General features: G+C 66.3%; 18 protein-coding genes and 1 pseudogene. 7 read left to right on the plus strand and 12 right to left on the minus strand.

Going from position 1 to position 14,367, the window contains the following annotated elements:
• Positions 1–131: 131 nt before the first annotated feature.
• Both QM693_RS15195 and QM693_RS15200 read right to left on the minus strand, forming a co-directional pair.
• On the minus strand, positions 132–863 hold the full coding sequence (locus QM693_RS15195) for a hypothetical protein (RefSeq protein WP_283352769.1): 732 nt from the start codon (positions 861–863) through the stop codon (positions 132–134).
• Between the two features lie 81 nt (positions 864–944).
• On the minus strand, positions 945–2,549 hold the full coding sequence (locus QM693_RS15200; protein ID WP_283352770.1) for an AMP-binding protein: 1,605 nt from the start codon (positions 2,547–2,549) through the stop codon (positions 945–947).
• Between the two features lie 760 nt (positions 2,550–3,309).
• On the opposite strand from QM693_RS15200, the gene QM693_RS15205 reads away from it, so the two are divergent.
• From QM693_RS15205 to QM693_RS15215, 3 genes are all read left to right on the plus strand, one after another.
• Positions 3,310–3,975, plus strand: coding sequence for a transglycosylase family protein (locus tag QM693_RS15205; RefSeq protein WP_283352771.1), 666 nt, complete (start codon positions 3,310–3,312; stop codon positions 3,973–3,975).
• Positions 3,976–4,042: 67 nt separating this feature from the next.
• On the plus strand, positions 4,043–4,330 hold the full coding sequence (locus tag QM693_RS15210) for a hypothetical protein (RefSeq protein ID WP_280784471.1): 288 nt from the start codon (positions 4,043–4,045) through the stop codon (positions 4,328–4,330).
• Between the two features lie 130 nt (positions 4,331–4,460).
• Positions 4,461–5,297 (plus strand): HpcH/HpaI aldolase/citrate lyase family protein, encoded by an 837-nt coding sequence (locus QM693_RS15215; protein ID WP_283352772.1) that lies wholly within the window; start codon positions 4,461–4,463, stop codon positions 5,295–5,297.
• On the opposite strand, the gene QM693_RS15220 is transcribed toward QM693_RS15215, so the two are convergent.
• On the minus strand, positions 5,276–6,703 hold the full coding sequence (locus QM693_RS15220) for an MFS transporter (protein ID WP_283352773.1): 1,428 nt from the start codon (positions 6,701–6,703) through the stop codon (positions 5,276–5,278). The two genes, QM693_RS15215 and QM693_RS15220, sit on opposite strands and share 22 nt — an antisense overlap.
• A gap of 50 nt (positions 6,704–6,753) precedes the next feature.
• On the opposite strand from QM693_RS15220, the gene soxR reads away from it, so the two are divergent.
• Together soxR and QM693_RS15230 are read left to right on the plus strand one after the other, a co-directional pair.
• Positions 6,754–7,194, plus strand: coding sequence for a redox-sensitive transcriptional activator SoxR (gene soxR / locus QM693_RS15225; RefSeq protein ID WP_280784468.1), 441 nt, complete (start codon positions 6,754–6,756; stop codon positions 7,192–7,194).
• Between the two features lie 171 nt (positions 7,195–7,365).
• Entirely contained in the window at positions 7,366–7,668 is a 303-nt protein-coding gene (locus QM693_RS15230) for a hypothetical protein (RefSeq protein ID WP_105421629.1), read from the plus strand.
• Between the two features lie 53 nt (positions 7,669–7,721).
• Here the strand turns inward: QM693_RS15230 and QM693_RS15235 are convergent, their stop codons facing one another.
• The 4 genes and pseudogenes from QM693_RS15235 to QM693_RS15250 all read right to left on the minus strand — a co-directional run.
• Entirely contained in the window at positions 7,722–7,916 is a 195-nt protein-coding gene (locus QM693_RS15235) for a hypothetical protein (protein WP_005246414.1), read from the minus strand.
• 68 nt (positions 7,917–7,984) lie between these two features.
• On the minus strand, positions 7,985–8,446 hold the full coding sequence (locus QM693_RS15240) for an RrF2 family transcriptional regulator (RefSeq protein ID WP_105421627.1): 462 nt from the start codon (positions 8,444–8,446) through the stop codon (positions 7,985–7,987).
• 59 nt (positions 8,447–8,505) lie between these two features.
• Positions 8,506–9,255, minus strand: a complete 750-nt coding sequence (locus QM693_RS15245; protein ID WP_283352774.1) for an SDR family oxidoreductase — start codon at positions 9,253–9,255, stop codon at positions 8,506–8,508.
• 146 nt (positions 9,256–9,401) lie between these two features.
• Positions 9,402–9,572, minus strand: a pseudogene (locus QM693_RS15250) (hydroxyquinol 1,2-dioxygenase); the annotation flags it as partial.
• On the opposite strand from QM693_RS15250, the gene QM693_RS15255 reads away from it, so the two are divergent.
• On the plus strand, positions 9,544–9,927 hold the full coding sequence (locus QM693_RS15255) for an ester cyclase (protein ID WP_283352826.1): 384 nt from the start codon (positions 9,544–9,546) through the stop codon (positions 9,925–9,927). The pseudogene QM693_RS15250 and the gene QM693_RS15255 sit on opposite strands and share 29 nt — an antisense overlap.
• A 15-nt stretch (positions 9,928–9,942) precedes the next feature.
• On the opposite strand, the gene QM693_RS15260 is transcribed toward QM693_RS15255, so the two are convergent.
• A complete protein-coding gene (locus QM693_RS15260) occupies positions 9,943–10,065 on the minus strand; it encodes a hypothetical protein (RefSeq protein ID WP_283352775.1) in 123 nt (40 codons plus the stop codon).
• 219 nt (positions 10,066–10,284) lie between these two features.
• On the opposite strand from QM693_RS15260, the gene QM693_RS15265 reads away from it, so the two are divergent.
• Positions 10,285–10,605 carry a serine recombinase gene (locus QM693_RS15265; protein ID WP_283332503.1) on the plus strand — a complete coding sequence of 107 codons (321 nt, stop codon included), beginning with the start codon at positions 10,285–10,287 and terminating at the stop codon, positions 10,603–10,605.
• A gap of 100 nt (positions 10,606–10,705) precedes the next feature.
• Here the strand turns inward: QM693_RS15265 and QM693_RS15270 are convergent, their stop codons facing one another.
• The 4 genes from QM693_RS15270 to bla all read right to left on the minus strand — a co-directional run bounded on the left by QM693_RS15270 (position 10,706) and on the right by bla (position 14,228).
• The gene (locus QM693_RS15270) at positions 10,706–12,526 is read right to left on the minus strand and encodes a zinc ribbon domain-containing protein (protein ID WP_283332502.1); all 1,821 of its coding nucleotides are present in this window, start codon (positions 12,524–12,526) and stop codon (positions 10,706–10,708) included.
• 3 nt (positions 12,527–12,529) lie between these two features.
• Positions 12,530–12,739 carry a recombinase family protein gene (locus tag QM693_RS15275; RefSeq protein WP_283332501.1) on the minus strand — a complete coding sequence of 70 codons (210 nt, stop codon included), beginning with the start codon at positions 12,737–12,739 and terminating at the stop codon, positions 12,530–12,532.
• Positions 12,699–13,118 carry a recombinase family protein gene (locus QM693_RS15280; protein ID WP_283332500.1) on the minus strand — a complete coding sequence of 140 codons (420 nt, stop codon included), beginning with the start codon at positions 13,116–13,118 and terminating at the stop codon, positions 12,699–12,701. Before QM693_RS15280 ends, QM693_RS15275 begins: the two co-directional genes overlap by 41 nt.
• Before the next feature lie 156 nt (positions 13,119–13,274).
• Positions 13,275–14,228: a class A beta-lactamase gene (gene bla / locus QM693_RS15285; RefSeq protein ID WP_283352776.1), complete on the minus strand. Its 954-nt coding sequence runs from the start codon at positions 14,226–14,228 to the stop codon at positions 13,275–13,277.
• Positions 14,229–14,367: the final 139 nt, after the last annotated feature.

Consider the following 14,367-nt stretch of genomic DNA (forward strand, 5'->3'; position numbering starts at 1 on the left):
CGTTCGTACGTACCCCTCCGAGTTTTGCACAGCGCCGCACCGGCCGTCATGCACGTGCGCGAACCCAGCTCGGTCGCGTCCATCGGCGCCCGCGGCCCGGGGCAGGTCTCGTCGTATCGAGCGAGCGTCCTTCAGAGTTCAGCGGACGGTGCGCGTTCGGCGGTGCGAACCTTTCGCAGGAGCCGCTTCAGTGTTCGGGAGTCCCTCCACCCGAACGATGTGCGGTCTGTGGCGCGGCGGTGGATTATGTCGAAGATTCGTGCGGGGACGACCACCTGGTGTCTCGCCGCACTTGCCACGACCTCGATGACCGCGCGGTGGGGCCGGTCGTCCTCGAGCGCGAAGCCCGCATCGTCCAGCGCCGCGGGAGGCAGTGCCGGCCGCAATGCCGAGATCACCTCGTATGCAAAGGCGTTGAAATCTTCCCTGCCGAAGGCGTTCGTGAGGGTGACCGTGGCGACGGAACCGAGCAGTTCGCTCTCGCGGGCAAACCGGGGGAGTTGCCGTTCCCAGCCGGGCGTCGAGGTGATGCCCGCCCCGGCGACCACGCCGACCGCGCCGAGGGCTCGAACGTGGTCGATCCACCCGTGCGGGGGCTCGACCACGCCCTCGAAGAGGACGTCTGTGTCGTCCTCGATCAACAGGGTGCGCCCGTCGACCGAACGCAACGACAGCACCGCCGAGGTCACGCCGTCGACGCCGTCGAAGACGGGGCTGGGATCCCGCCATCCGCGCCCCGCCAACCTTCGCAGCAGGGGTTGTCGCATGCCGGGTTCGACGCTGTAGTCGAGCGCCACCATCGGTGTGACCCGGTGGCCCGCTGCGTGGTAGATGGCGATCGCGTCGACTCCTGGTTCCCCCATGGATCGTTACGATGCCACATAAAAATCCGACTGGAAGGTTTTGTTCTCCGTTTTCGCGCCCACGCGCTTCCTGCGAGACAGTCAATTCGAGTTTCGAAGTTCGAATTTGAGGACCTTCCCGGTCGGGGTGCGGGGGAGTTCGAGGGGAAAGACGATCTCATCGGGCACCTTGAACTTCGCGATACGCCCACGGGTGTGCTCGACGAGTTCCTCAGCCGTGACCGTGGCCCCCTTCCTCACAACGACGAATGCCTTGGGTCGCTCGCCCCACTTGGGATGTGGGACACCGATGACCGCGACGTCGAGTACGGCGGGATGCGTTATCAATGCCTGCTCCACCTCGATGGTCGAGATGTTCTCGCCGCCGGAGATGACGATGTCCTTCGCGCGGTCCTTGAGCTGGATGTAGCCGTCCGGGTGCAAGACGCCGAGATCGCCCGTGTGGAACCAGCCGCCCGCAAAGGCTTCCGCCGTGGCCTCCGGGTTGCGGTAGTAGCCGAGCATGACGTTGTTGCCGCGCAGCACGATCTCGCCCATGGTCTCGCCGTCGGCGGGGACGTCGTTCATCTGCGCGTCGACGACGCGGGCGTTCTCTGCCTGCACCATGCCCACGCCCTGCCGGGACAGCAGGGACGCGCGTTCCTCGGCGGTGCGCTCGCTCCACGACTCCTGGTACTCGCAAATCGTGTACGGCCCGTAGACCTCGGTCAGCCCGTACACATGGACGACCGTGACGCCGATCGCCTCCAACTGGGCGATCACCGTCGGTGACGGCGGCGCCGCGGCGGTGGTGATCCGCAGGGCGTCAACCGGATGTGCCTGGGGCGCTTCGGCAATTGTGGAGCACACGGCGGGAGCGCCGCACAGGTGAGTGACCCCGAGGGTGTCGATGGCGTCCCAGATCGCGTCGGCACGCACCGCGCGCATGCAGATGTGCGTGCCGGCGGCCTGCGTGACCGCCCACGGGGTGCACCAGCCGTTGCAGTGGAACATCGGCAGCGTCCACAGGTATTTGGTGGATCCGGTGAAGCCGTTGTGGAACGTTTCGCCGAGGGAATTGAGATAGGCGCCGCGGTGCGTGTACATCACGCCCTTCGGTTTCCCGGTGGTTCCGGACGTGTAATTGATCGCGATCACCTGCTGTTCGTCATCGACACCCCAGTGCAGCGGGATGTCGTCCACGGCGTGTGCGTCCGCGAGGAAGTCGGCGTACATCCCGGTCGCGATCCCCTCCGGGACTACCGGCCGCGCGATCGTTGAGTCGGGAATCTCGATTACCTCGCGCAGGCTCGGGACGGTGTCGCGGGCGGTCGCGACGGATCCCACGAGTTCGGAGTCAACGAACAGCAGGCTCGTCCCGGAGTGCTCGAGGATGTACTCCAGTTCACGGCCCGCCAGCCGCCAGTTCAGCGCGATGAAGATGCCACCTGCGAGGGGCACCGCGAAGTGGGCGAACAGCATCTCGGGGGTGTTCGGGCACAGGAACGCAACGCGGTCGCCGGGCTCGATCCGGCTCCGCAGGGCCCGGGCGAGTCTCTCGACCTCGTCGCCGAACTCGCGATAGCTGTAGCGGCGGTCGCCGTGAATGACGGCGACCCGATCCGGGAACACCGTCGCCGAGCGCTCCAGGAAGCGCAGCGGACTGAGCGGTGTGTGGTTCGCGGGCGAGAGGGTCGGTCCGGACACTGGGAACCTCCGAGATGTGGTGAAGGTGCTCTGACGGGCGATACCCGCCCAAGACGACGTTATGGAACATCACTCCGGCACCGCTACCCTCCGAGGTGGGTACGCCGAATATGAGAGTGCCGGTGAACGACACGTCGAGACCCCGCGATTCGCCGACCGGCTGTCGCCGAGCGTCGAGCCCGTCAAGTCGTACATGCGCAATCCCGTGGGCAAGTAGGAGGTGCGCAGAAGGTAGGAAGCTGTCGTGGACGTCCTGCGACAGGGTGTGCTTCCCTGATCTGTCGCCGTCTCGGTTGGTGATTCCGAGATGCCTTGCATGCGAGGGCTGTTCATCTCGTCGGGATGGGCCGTCCGGACAGGGTGCTGCCACGACTACGGGCCGCGGCGGGCTCGTCGCACCGGGCCGTGTCGAAATCGGGACCACGCCGCAGAGCGGGAACGGGTGAGCCGCTGGGGCATTCGGCTCCCCGTCAGACGTATTACGGACTTGTCACGACATGACGTCGAAACGGTAACGAAACCTCAGAACAGCACAATTTTCACTCGCGTTTCTCAATAGTCGAACATCCGTACCTTGTTCATGCCGTGTGAATTTCGGGAGGAGGCCACGTTCGGGGGCCCGCCGCTGCAGATCTGCCGACGCGGGTTCGTAATCCCGACACCTTCGAGGCGCGGGACGAGGCACCGAAAGGGACGGCCGACAACCGAGGCGTTGTCGCCGGCGCGCCGCGTCCGCACGCGCGGAGAGGATTGAGCCAGCATGACCACTCGCAACATGGAGAAACACACCCTCGGCTGGATCGCCCTGATCGGCGCGGTCGTCACCGTTCTGCTCGGGCTGGGCGCCGGAACCGCCGGAGGCGCCCCGCACGACTGGGAAGAAGTCGCCGAGTGCGAAAGCGGCGGTGACTGGACCACCGACACCGGAAACGGGTTCTACGGCGGACTGCAGTTCACACCGGAAACCTGGAAAGCCAACGGTGGAACGGGAGTGGCCTCGGAAGCCAGCCAGGCCGAGCAGATCCGGGTCGCCGAGAACGTCCTGAAGACCCAGGGCCCCGGCGCATGGCCCGTGTGCGGACAGTATCTGAAAAAGGGCGGCACAGCGCCCGTCGAGGTACCCCACACCACGCCTGCACCTGCACCTGCCATTGAAACTCCTGACCCTGTCGAAACTCCTGACCCTGTCGAGACTCCTGACCTCGCCGAGACGCCGGATGTTGTCGAGACTCCTGACCTCGCCGAGACGCCGGATGTTGTCGGGACCCCGGATGTTGTCGAAGCGCCTGCGACCGTCGACGATTCCGCCGCGGTGAAGGCGGCGGTGAAGGCGGCGGCCCAGGAAGCGCTGAACAGCGCGCGTGAACTTGCCGAGCAGAGCGGGTCGGGTCAGGTGTTCGAGGAGCGGGCGTCGGCTCCCCGGTAACGTCCGACGGTTCTTGTGCGAACTAATCACACAGAACTGTCGTGTCGTCGCCTACGAAGGAGATCTCGTGCAGAAGAAGTCCGCTCGGCGTTCCGCAGCATTGGTCGGGATATTGTCCGCACCCCTCGTCCTCGGAGCCACCGTCGGTGCCGGAACCGCGAGTGCGGAACCCTGGCACGTCGGCCCCGTCTACCGGGCCGAGACGTCCGGTGAAGGCGCGGAGTACTTCTGCGGGAAGGCCGCGGCTCTCGAACAGACGTCGGGAGTCGTGATCGTGCCGTGCACGTTCGATGAACCGACCAACGTCTGGTACCGCGTCGTCTTCAACCCGGCCTCCTGGGGCTTCGACTTCTGAGGCGGACTGCCGGGATGTGAGGCGCACCTGACGAAGCGGTGACCGGACACCGTCTGCGCACTCCGCTTCGTCGAGTGCGTCGCCTACCGGCCGCGCGCAGACTTCTCGGTATGGCCGAGGGAAGAACAGAATGAGTGTCGAGACAGCCCAGCGCAGTGAGGTCGGCGTCGCAATGGCGCGGAGTTGGCTTCTGGTTCCTGCAGTCGGGAGCGAGGTCCTCGCGGCGGCGGCTGCGTCCGGCGCCGACTCGCTGATCATCGACCTCGAGGACGGTTTGCCATTCGCTGCGAAAGACGAGGGGCGGGCCTGCACCGCCGAGTGGCTCGCACGGAATGCAGGTTGGGTGCGGATCAACGACGCGACCACCCCGCACTGGCAGCGCGACCTCGACGCGATCCGCGATCTGCCCGGACTGCGCGGGCTGATGCTGTCGAAAACCGAATCGCCCGAACAGGTACGGGACACCGCTGAAGAGATTCCCGGTGTTCCGGTGGTCGCCCTCGTCGAGTCCGCGGCCGCGATCGTGGCAGCCGAGGACATCGCTCGCACCGCTCCCGTCTCTCGGCTCGCGTTCGGGATCGGCGACTACTGCCGCGACACCGGTGCCGGGCGAACCCCGATGGCGTTGGCGTACGCCCGATCCCGGATCGTCAATGCGAGCAGGGCGGCCCGGATCGGAGCCCCGATCGACGGACCGACACTGTCGCTCGACGCCGAGGCCGTCCGGGACGACACGCGTCTGGGCCGTGAGATGGGGATGACCGGAAAACTGACCCTCGCTACTGAGCAGGTGCCGGTGATCAACACCGCGTTGGCACCCGACTCGAACGATATCTCCTGGGCCGAAACGACGATCGCGCGTCTGGGTGCGGACGGCAGTCGTGTTACCCACGGCGGACATCCGCCGCAACTCGCCCGCGCCCACGACATTCTGCGTCGCGCAGCTCACTTCGCGTCGCGGACGTAGGGCGGTCCGGCGTCCTCGCGCTCGGCTTGCCGGGTCGCGCGGTACGCGGTGAACACGCCGGCCGCCGTGATGACGCCGAGGCCGAGGAAGAGCAGTCGTGCGGAGGCCAGGGCCGAGGGCGCACCGAGATTGACCAGCACACCGGCGACCGCTGACCCCACGGCCATAGCGATCAACTCGACCGTGTTGAGCCCGGCCGCGGCCTTCGCTCCCTCCTGCTCGTCGTCGGTAGTCCGCATGGCGGCGACCATCAGGTGCGGGAAGGCGAGGCCGATTCCGGCACCTGCGGCGGCCAGGGCGCCCGCCCACAGAATCACCGTGACCGGTCCGGCGTCGTCACGCCAGAGGGCCGCCGTGAGGAGCAGGCCGGCGGCGAGGACCGCGGGTCCGGCGATCTTCGCCGCCGTCTGCGCCCGCGGGCGGGAGATGTCGGAGCTGAAGATCATGGTCGCCGACCATCCCACCGACATCATGGCGCCGAGGAATCCCGCGGCGAACGGCACCAGTCCGGCGAGCCGTTGACCGAACAGCGGTGTGAAGGCCTCCGACACGGTGCCGGACGCGAGCACCGCGATGGTGAGGTAGATCCACTTCAGGGACGACGCCCGGGTGTACGTCGACTGCGGCAACACCCGGCGCGGTGACCGCAGCTCCCAGGCCAGGAAGAGAACGATGAATGCGGCCCCGACCGCGATCAGGGCCAGCATGTGGGTCCCGTTGCCGACGATGCTCGCCACGCTGATCGCGATCGTCGCGAGGGTGAGCAGGACGAGCGACGTGGCAGGCACGGGTTCTCCGCCACGCACACGCTCGGTGCGCGGCAACGCCCGGGGCGCGATCACGGCGATGGCGGCGGCGACCACTGCCAGGGCGACGAACGCGAGACGCCACTGGCCGAGTTGCGCGAACAGCCCACCGATCGCCGGTCCGGCCAGAGTCCCGACGCCCCACATCGCCGAGACCAGCGCGGTTGCACGGGCCCACAGATGCTCCGGTAGCGCCTCGCGCAGTACCGCGTAACTCAGCCCCGCGAGCAGGCCCCCACCGAGCCCCTGGACCGCTCGTCCGACGAGGAGCACCTCCATCGAAGGGCTCACGGCGCAGATCATCGTGCCGACGAAGAACGGAGCCAGCGCGAACAGGTACGCACCGAGCGCCCCGCGATGTGCGAGCAGCCGGCTGACGGTCATCGACGAGATCACGGACGCCACCATGAAGACGGTCGCGCTCCACGCGTACAGCGATTCGCGCCCGAGTTCGCCGATGGCGGTGGGCAGCAGGCTCGTCGTCAGAAAGATGTTGACGGCGTGCAGTCCGACGCCGCCGGCGAGGACGGCGGAGGTGGAGCGGTAGCGGGGTCCGAGCAGCTCGGACCAGCTGGCCGGTGACGGGGCGGTCGATGTCATGCACACCACGCTAAAATCTCGAGTGGACTCGAGGTCAAGGGGCGGATGTGATGTCATTGGATCCGAAGGATCTGCTGTCGGTGGGGGAGGTGTCGCGTCGGACCGGTGTGGCCGTCTCGGCGCTCCATTACTACGAGCAGCTCGGACTGATCGCGTCGACGCGGACATCCGGGAATCAACGCCGGTACGAACGGCACATGCTCCGACGGATCTCGCTGATCGTGGTGGCCAAACGGCTCGGGATTCCATTGGCCGACGTGGGAGCGGTGTTCGAGACGCTCCCGGCCGACCGGATGCCGTCGATCCGCGACTGGCAGCGCGTGTCGAAGCTGTGGCGGGTGCAGCTCGAGGATCAGCGCAAGCGTATCGAGCGTCTCGAACGCGAGCTCACCGGATGCATCGGGTGTGGTTGCCTGTCGATGAAGGCGTGCTATCTGCTCAATCCCGAAGACCAACTCGCCGTGGAAGGTTCGGGTCCGAACCGGCTCTGAAGAACGGATTCCGGCAGTCGGTAGGTCGCGATCGATCTCCGTGAGGGTGGGGTGATTCCACTCCCAGGGGTGCCGCGAAGCCCCCCGAGGGGTGGTTCAGTTCGGGCGTTGGAGTGGGCAGAGTTGTACCTGTCAACGAAGCACGATCCGACCATCCCTTGGAGATACTGAATGATCAACGCCCGCCGCACCATTGCCGCCATCGCTTTCGCTGCTCTTCCCGTCCTGAGTGCCTTCGGGGCGGCGTCCGTTGCGCATGCCGAGCCGATCGGCCCGAACGGGCCCACCGGTGGCCCCTGCCCGATCGTGAACACGGACTCGCAGGGCAACGAGACAGTGACGTACGGCAAGCCCGGAGACCGCAACGGCGCCCTGGTGTGCGGTGCGGACGGTGAATGGACGGTGGGTAAGGCCGGCGGTTTCAAGGGCGGCCCCGGACAGATTCAGACTCAGCCCGGACTCTCACGCGGGTGAGCAGGGCATGAACTCGCTCGGTTGAACGTTCCCGGCGAGTATTGACGGACGGGTCAGAGGTATTCGTGGCGGTGTCCGCATTCGAGACCGTCGGGCGCTGATCGTGGGCATCGATTCATGCAGTGGAAGACGCGATACCGCTTCCCCGGGGGCAGTGACGCGAAGCCGGCATGAGCGTCCTTGATCTCGTATCCGATCGGACCGCGGCAGAACGAACAGGTCTTGGTCTCGTCGGTTCCGGTCTCCATCCATCGATCGTAGGGCGGTTCACGGTGGGGAAGTCAGGAATCTCGCGTTCCGTCTGCCGCGGGCGACTTCAGGTCGTGGACGTCGCCAAGATGTGTTTGAGGACGGCGAGGTCGGTCGTCGCGCCGAGGTCGGCGATCGTCACACCCGATAGTGATGCGCGCCAAGCCTGTTCGGCACCGGCCATGACTTTCGCGATGCCGCATGCGGAGCGGCACTGCTCTGGAGGGGCGGCGAGCACTCCTTGCCTGCGGATCTCGGTGCACCGAAAGGCGGGCTCGGTTCCGTCGACGGCCTGGACGACGTCGAGGACGGTGATGGCCTCGGGTGCGCGGGTCAGGACGTATCCGCCATCGCGCCCCTCGGTGGGGTGGACGAGGCCGGCACGTGCGAGCGACTGTAGATGCTTGGCGAGGTATGTCTTCGACACACCGTGCAGTTCGGCCAGCCGGGCCGTGGGTACCGGGCTCTCGGCCTGGCTGAGAACCACGCAGCAGTGAAGTGCCCACTCCACGCCGCCGGAAAGCTTCATGGCCACGACTCTATCCACGCCCCTGTGTCGGTGTTGTGGGGTGGTACTGCGTCATCGTGTCAGGCGTGTTCGCGCAACCACTCGTCCAGCGTGGTCGGTGCGATCCAGGCATTGGCGCCGGGTGTCGGAGTGATCGCAGCGTCATCGAGCTCGGCGCCGAAATAGCCGGCGTCGGGGTCGGTGGTCACGGTCCGCTGGTCGCCGGTCGAGGCGAACAGCCGTCGAACGAGTGCATCGATGCCGAGCGGTTCCGGCCCGGCAATCTCGACCGTGCCGCCGAGCGGGGCGCCGACGGCGACCTCGGCTACCCGGGTGACGACGTCGTGCGAGGCGATCGGCTGAAGGTGTGCCGGGGTCGCGTGGACGGTGTCGCCGACAGTGCCTGCGTCGGCGATGCCGGCGATGAACTCGAAGAACTGCGTCGATCGCACGATCGAGTAGGGGATGGGGCCGGACTTGACCAGATCCTCCTGGGCGACTTTGGCGCGCATGTATCCGGAGTCGGGGAGCCGGTCGGCGCCGACGATGGACAGGACGACATGGTGCCGGACGCCTGCCGCCTCTTCGGCGGCGAGCAGGTGGTTCGTCGATTCGCGGAAGAAAGCCAGGACGTCGTCGTCTTTCCATGACGGTGAGTTGGTCAGGTCCACGACGACGTCGGCGCCCTCCACAGCCTCCGCGACGCCCTTGCCGGTGGTGGTGTCGATGCCGTCGCCGCGACCGAGTGCAGCGACGTCGTGACCGGTCTCGGTCAGCTTCGATGCGACCTGGCTCCCGATGAGTCCGGTTCCGAAAATGACGATCTTCATACCCGTCTCCTAACGTGGATTTATATTGTCCTAGTTTACTCGGATGGTAGGTGTCCGAGTCAAGGGTTGTGTACGTTCCGTGCGCCGGGCCGGGGTGGGCTTCCTCGTCCTTCGTGGCAGAGCTATGCATGCAGCGACGGCGAGAATCAAATCTGTTCTGGTGCAAGGACTATGTCGAACCGGCATCGAGACCAGGTCCGGTCGACGATGAGTCGCCCATCGGGGGTGGGTGTCTCTGGAGGTGGCTCTACGAAGTCCTCGATCAGCGAGTCCTTCACACCGAACACGCTGTCCCCGCATTCGAATTGCGGGTCACCCAACCGCCCCGCAGACGTCGCAAAGCTCTACGCCCCGCTGTGTCGGCACCGCGATATCGCAGCCGGCGCGGGCCATCGCACACCGGAGAAGATCGCCGCCGGTCTCGCAGGGCTCGTCGCAGCATTCCCGACGCGCAATAGAACCTCGATGACACGCTCATCGATGGGCAACCGTGCGGCGGTGACCTACGCACTGCCCGGTCACTTGAATGGCCGCCTGGGCCCGTACGAGCCGAAAGGGCAGAGTGTGCACCTGGCCGGAGTGCAGATGCTGGAAGTGAAAGGCAACCACATCGTTACCAGCACCGACTATGGGGACGGTGGTGCCCTTCATCGCCAGCTGAGCACGCCGTGAATCTTCAATGCGACTTCAGCCCTTCCTTTTTCGGATGATCACCGTCGACTCCTGGGCCTTCGCCCGCTTCTCCGCCCGGCGCTCCTTCAGTGCGCGTGCGGACTGTTTCGAACTCTTGACGGCGGATTTGTCAGCCATTGTCGCTCCATCTTCGAGAGTGGCAACCACGAACTGATCCCGACCATACCCAGGGAAGTAGATAAGTCCACTTCGGTATCCGACTCGAACGTGGTGCCGAGCTGGAAACATCCTTCCGTGAGATCCCAAGAACCGCAGGAACGCTCACGAACTTGCTTATTCGTGGGCGGTGGCTATGGTGCATGCAGGCATCAACGGCATCTACCGGAGGACTGAAATGTGAATGCAGCTACCGATCGTCAATGGGCGGTTCGTGACGCTGTTCTGCGTTGGCTTCTCGCGAAGACCACGGAAGGGTACCGAAGTCCGATTCTGGACGCGGATGCCATCGGTGAGACCGTTGGCTGGGCACCCGCGCCCCTGACTCGGGACGAAGTGGCCGATGCGTCGAATTACCTCTACCGGGAAGGGTATGCGACAGGGGTGCCGGTGACGGGTATCGGCATTCCGCGCCCGATGTTGACGGTGGCCGGGCGGCGCGTCGCCAAGACGGAAAGGCCGTTGCGCCGGGCGATGCGCGGTCACGACGTCGTGAGCTAGCGGCATCTCGCTCCGTCCGTCGACGCACCAGCTGTTGCGTCACCTGTGCAGACGAGAGCGAGGCGGTATGGGTGCACGAGACTGCCGTCGCCCGTAGCGTCTACATAGATCTCATACTTCCTACCACTGGCGTGGCTGGTGTTAGAGATGTATGTACTTCACGGCTACCCGTAACACGCTGCGGTGTTGCGGGTTTTACCGTGTCCCACACCGACGCTTGTGGCGCAGGAACAATCCTGGTCTGGTTCACCCCCACCCGGGGTGTCGCGGCGGGAGCACTACGACGGACACGGCGATGCCGCGGCCTGCTCGGAGTGGGACTCTTCTTGTCGCGGCATTGGCGCACCGGCGCATGCTCGATCACCCGGATCCGCGGATTCTCCCCGCGCTTGCGAACGGATTGTCCGCGTCCCAGCAATGCCCGCTTGGCCAGGTTCACGCCCGCGACATGGTCACGATGTCCGCCGACTTTGCACCGCGCACACCAGGCCCGATGGTAACCACCCGGCCGGATGAGAGGTTCGTTGCAGCCCGGACACAACGCCGAGGATCCTCGTGCTGGTACGGACACCACCGTCACACCGACACCGGCGGCGGTGTGGGTGAGAGCGTCGACGGCTTTGCGGCGGGCTGATTGCGCGGCCCGGTTATTGTTGACCCGCCCATGCCCGCGGGTTTCGAGAGTGGTGAGGTCTTCCACCGCGATCACGCTCGCGCCCGCTGCGGCAGCGAAGTCGGTAAGCTGGCGGCCGAAGTGAAACGCCAATTCCCGGTTGATCATCCCCCGCTTGGCACCCACTGCCTCGCGGTATCCATCGAGGACGGCGATCTTCGCCTCCAGCTGGGCGCGGACCTCGGGGGGTGCGGTCGCGGCGAGCCGGCGCAGGCGAGCCGCTTTGCGGTGCAGCAGCTGCCCTTCGGCCTGCAGTCGGGCCAGCTTGATCCCGAGGCCTCGGTCGTCGTACGTGAAACCCCGATAGTCCGAGACCAGACCATCCGGGGTTTCGGTGGCAACGGCGGCCACCCCGAGTGTGGACGGAGACCAGTCCACGCCCACCACGGTAGTTCCCGATGTCACATCAGCGGCTGGGACCGCTTCGGTGGCAGCGCACCGCAACAGCAGACCACGGTGGTCGACATCGAGGGTCGGTAAATGCCACTCGCGGATCGGCCGCCCGTGCAGGTGCCGTGGGATCGCGGCGGCCAGCCGGACTCGTCGCCACTGCGCGCGTCCTGTCGGGGCGACGGTGGTGGGTAGTGTGACCGTCAGCGTCATGGCGGCGTCGGTGACGGTGATGTGTGCGAGTTGTCGATCCGCTGCCGAAAGCCGAGCCATCGCCGAGGTTCGGGGTGGCGTCTGCACGTCGGTGATCCGCACCCGCGCGGACTGCGCTGCACCCGAGTCCGCGCCGTCGATCTGGCGGGTGCGGGCGAGCAATTGCCGACGGACTCCCCGCGCGAAACCCGACGGCACATACTCCGCAGCACCACTCGGTGCGCTCAGACGGCCGGTTTCCGAATCGAATCGGGCCGACAGCGACGCGATGGCGGTATCCCGGTAGGTCAGGGTCCGCAGCGTCGCCACAGCTTGCGCGGTGACCACGCGCGTGACTCGTGAGGGCGCGTAGACACCGTCCGGGTAGCGCGGGGTCCAGCCCAGACGCGCGGCCGCGACATGCCCGTGCTTCGGCAGTGCCCGGCCGTGGCTGTCACGACCGGTAGCGAGGACATCGAAGGTGGCCGGTTGCCACAGCCGTGAAATCAGCTCGGTTTCGGCACCGGAGATCAGGTCGAGCATCCACCCGACACGAATGTCGAGGTCGTCGAGTCCGATCGGCGCACCGGTCGCGTCATCGACAGCCAGGTAGGGGCGGGTGGTGAACGAGAACTGTCGCAGCGCAGTCAATCCGGTATCGGCCATCAGTTAGTCCATCTCCAACCGTGCTGCCGCGTCGCCCGGAAGAAGTCGACGTTGATTCTGCTTCGACCGCAATGGGTAGAAGCGGCCGGAAAACGAAGCGAGCACTGCCATGAAGTCATCCATCAGCTCCTCTACCAGCGACGTGTCCCCATGGTCACGCAGGACCTCGACCTTAACCCCGACCGCCGACAGGTACCGCTCGATCCACGCCACCGGAGAACCGCGCCAACCGATCCCGCCACACCACTCGCACCACCGTGAAGTGGCCCTTGGCTGCGTCCTCGAGCATCCGATTCAGTCCCGCTCGGGTCTCCCGCAGACCTGAACCACGATCCCTGTAGACCCTGTACACGGTGCCGGCGGCACTCTCACGCAGCATCCTTTCCTGATAGGCGAGCGAAGATTCCTGACCGGTCGAGCCGGACACCCGGCAGTACAACGCTTCCGCCCTGTCGGCTGGAACACTCTCCGGTGTAGGTCGACCCAGGTAGACGTCGAGATCCTCCCGATCGAAGACTCGCTGACCGGAACCTGTACGCCGAGAGGGTAACCGGCCCTCCGGCGCGGCCTTCCGGACCCCCACCACCGACATGTTCAGGTATGCCGCAGCTCGCCGATGCGCATGATCCGACTAGCAACAGGAAGGATTAGGAAGTATTAGGAAGTACGTCAACAGTTGAGAGCCTTCGGCGGCGGGGGAGTCGGGCCGTCACAGGTCGGCCGGCTCCCCGCGCCTCGCTCAGATGGCTCACGGCGCAGTCAACCCTTCGATGACGGCCGCGGTGGTGTCGGCGATCGCCTGGTTGTTTCCCTGCGCGTCCTGCTGATTGGTGAGGCTGTCGGTGAGGATGGCGAGGACGACGGGTGCGCCGTCCGGACTCCACGCGACACCGGCATCGTTGGCGGTGCCGAACCCGCCGCCACCGGTCTTGTCGGCGGCAGTCCACCCGGTCGGCAGACCGGCGCGCATTCGCTTGTCCGACGTCTTGCTCGCCCGCATCCACTCGAGAAGCTGATCGCGGCTCGCCGCGTCGAGGGCGTCTCCGAGGAGCAGCGCCCGGAAACCCTGCGCGAGGCCGTTGGGTGTCGTCGTGTCCCGGGGATCGTCGCGGAATGCGGTGTTGAGTTCGGTCTCCCACCGGTCCAGTCGTGTGCTCCCGTCGCCGACGTCCCGGGCGAGTGCGGTGATCGCCTGCGGCCCGCCGATCTCCCGGAGTAGGTAGTTCCCGGCGGTGTTGTCGCTCTGCGCCAGCGCTGCTTCGGCGATCTGCCCCAACGTCATCGGGGTTCCGACCGCTGCGGCGGTGACCGGCGAGTTCTCGACGAGGTCGCCGGGTTCGATCACGACCGTCTTGTCGAGTGACGTCGATCCGTCCTCGGTCTTGCGCAGAACCGCCGCGGATGCGTAGGCCTTGAAGGTCGAGCACATCGCGAACCGTTCGTCGCCCCGGTGGCTGTAGACCTCGCCGGTCGCGGGATTGACGGCCGTCACTCCGATCCGGGTGGAGTACTGCGCCTCCAGGGCGTCGATCGTCGCGTCGAGGGGCCGCCGATCCGGCGCCGCAGCCACCGACGTGGTGGGCTGGGCCTGTTCCGCGGTGGCCGTGCACGCCCCGAGCAGCAGGGGCAGCGCCAGCGCGAGAGCGACGGCACCTCGGCGACCGGTGCGCCTGGGCTTCGGATGATTTCGGTGTGTGGGCATGGATCCAATGTCGGATGCGGACACTCATAGCGCAAAGACGAAAGCGGCGTCGTCGCGAGTCGGGTGCGCTATCACCCCAGTTCAGGACGACGTTTTATGCCAGGGAAACGGTGGCGTCGCCCGACGTGGGCGGTCGGAA

The sequence above is a fragment of the Rhodococcus sp. IEGM 1305 genome (assembly GCF_030058635.1).
Classification (GTDB): domain Bacteria; phylum Actinomycetota; class Actinomycetes; order Mycobacteriales; family Mycobacteriaceae; genus Rhodococcus_F; species Rhodococcus_F opacus_D.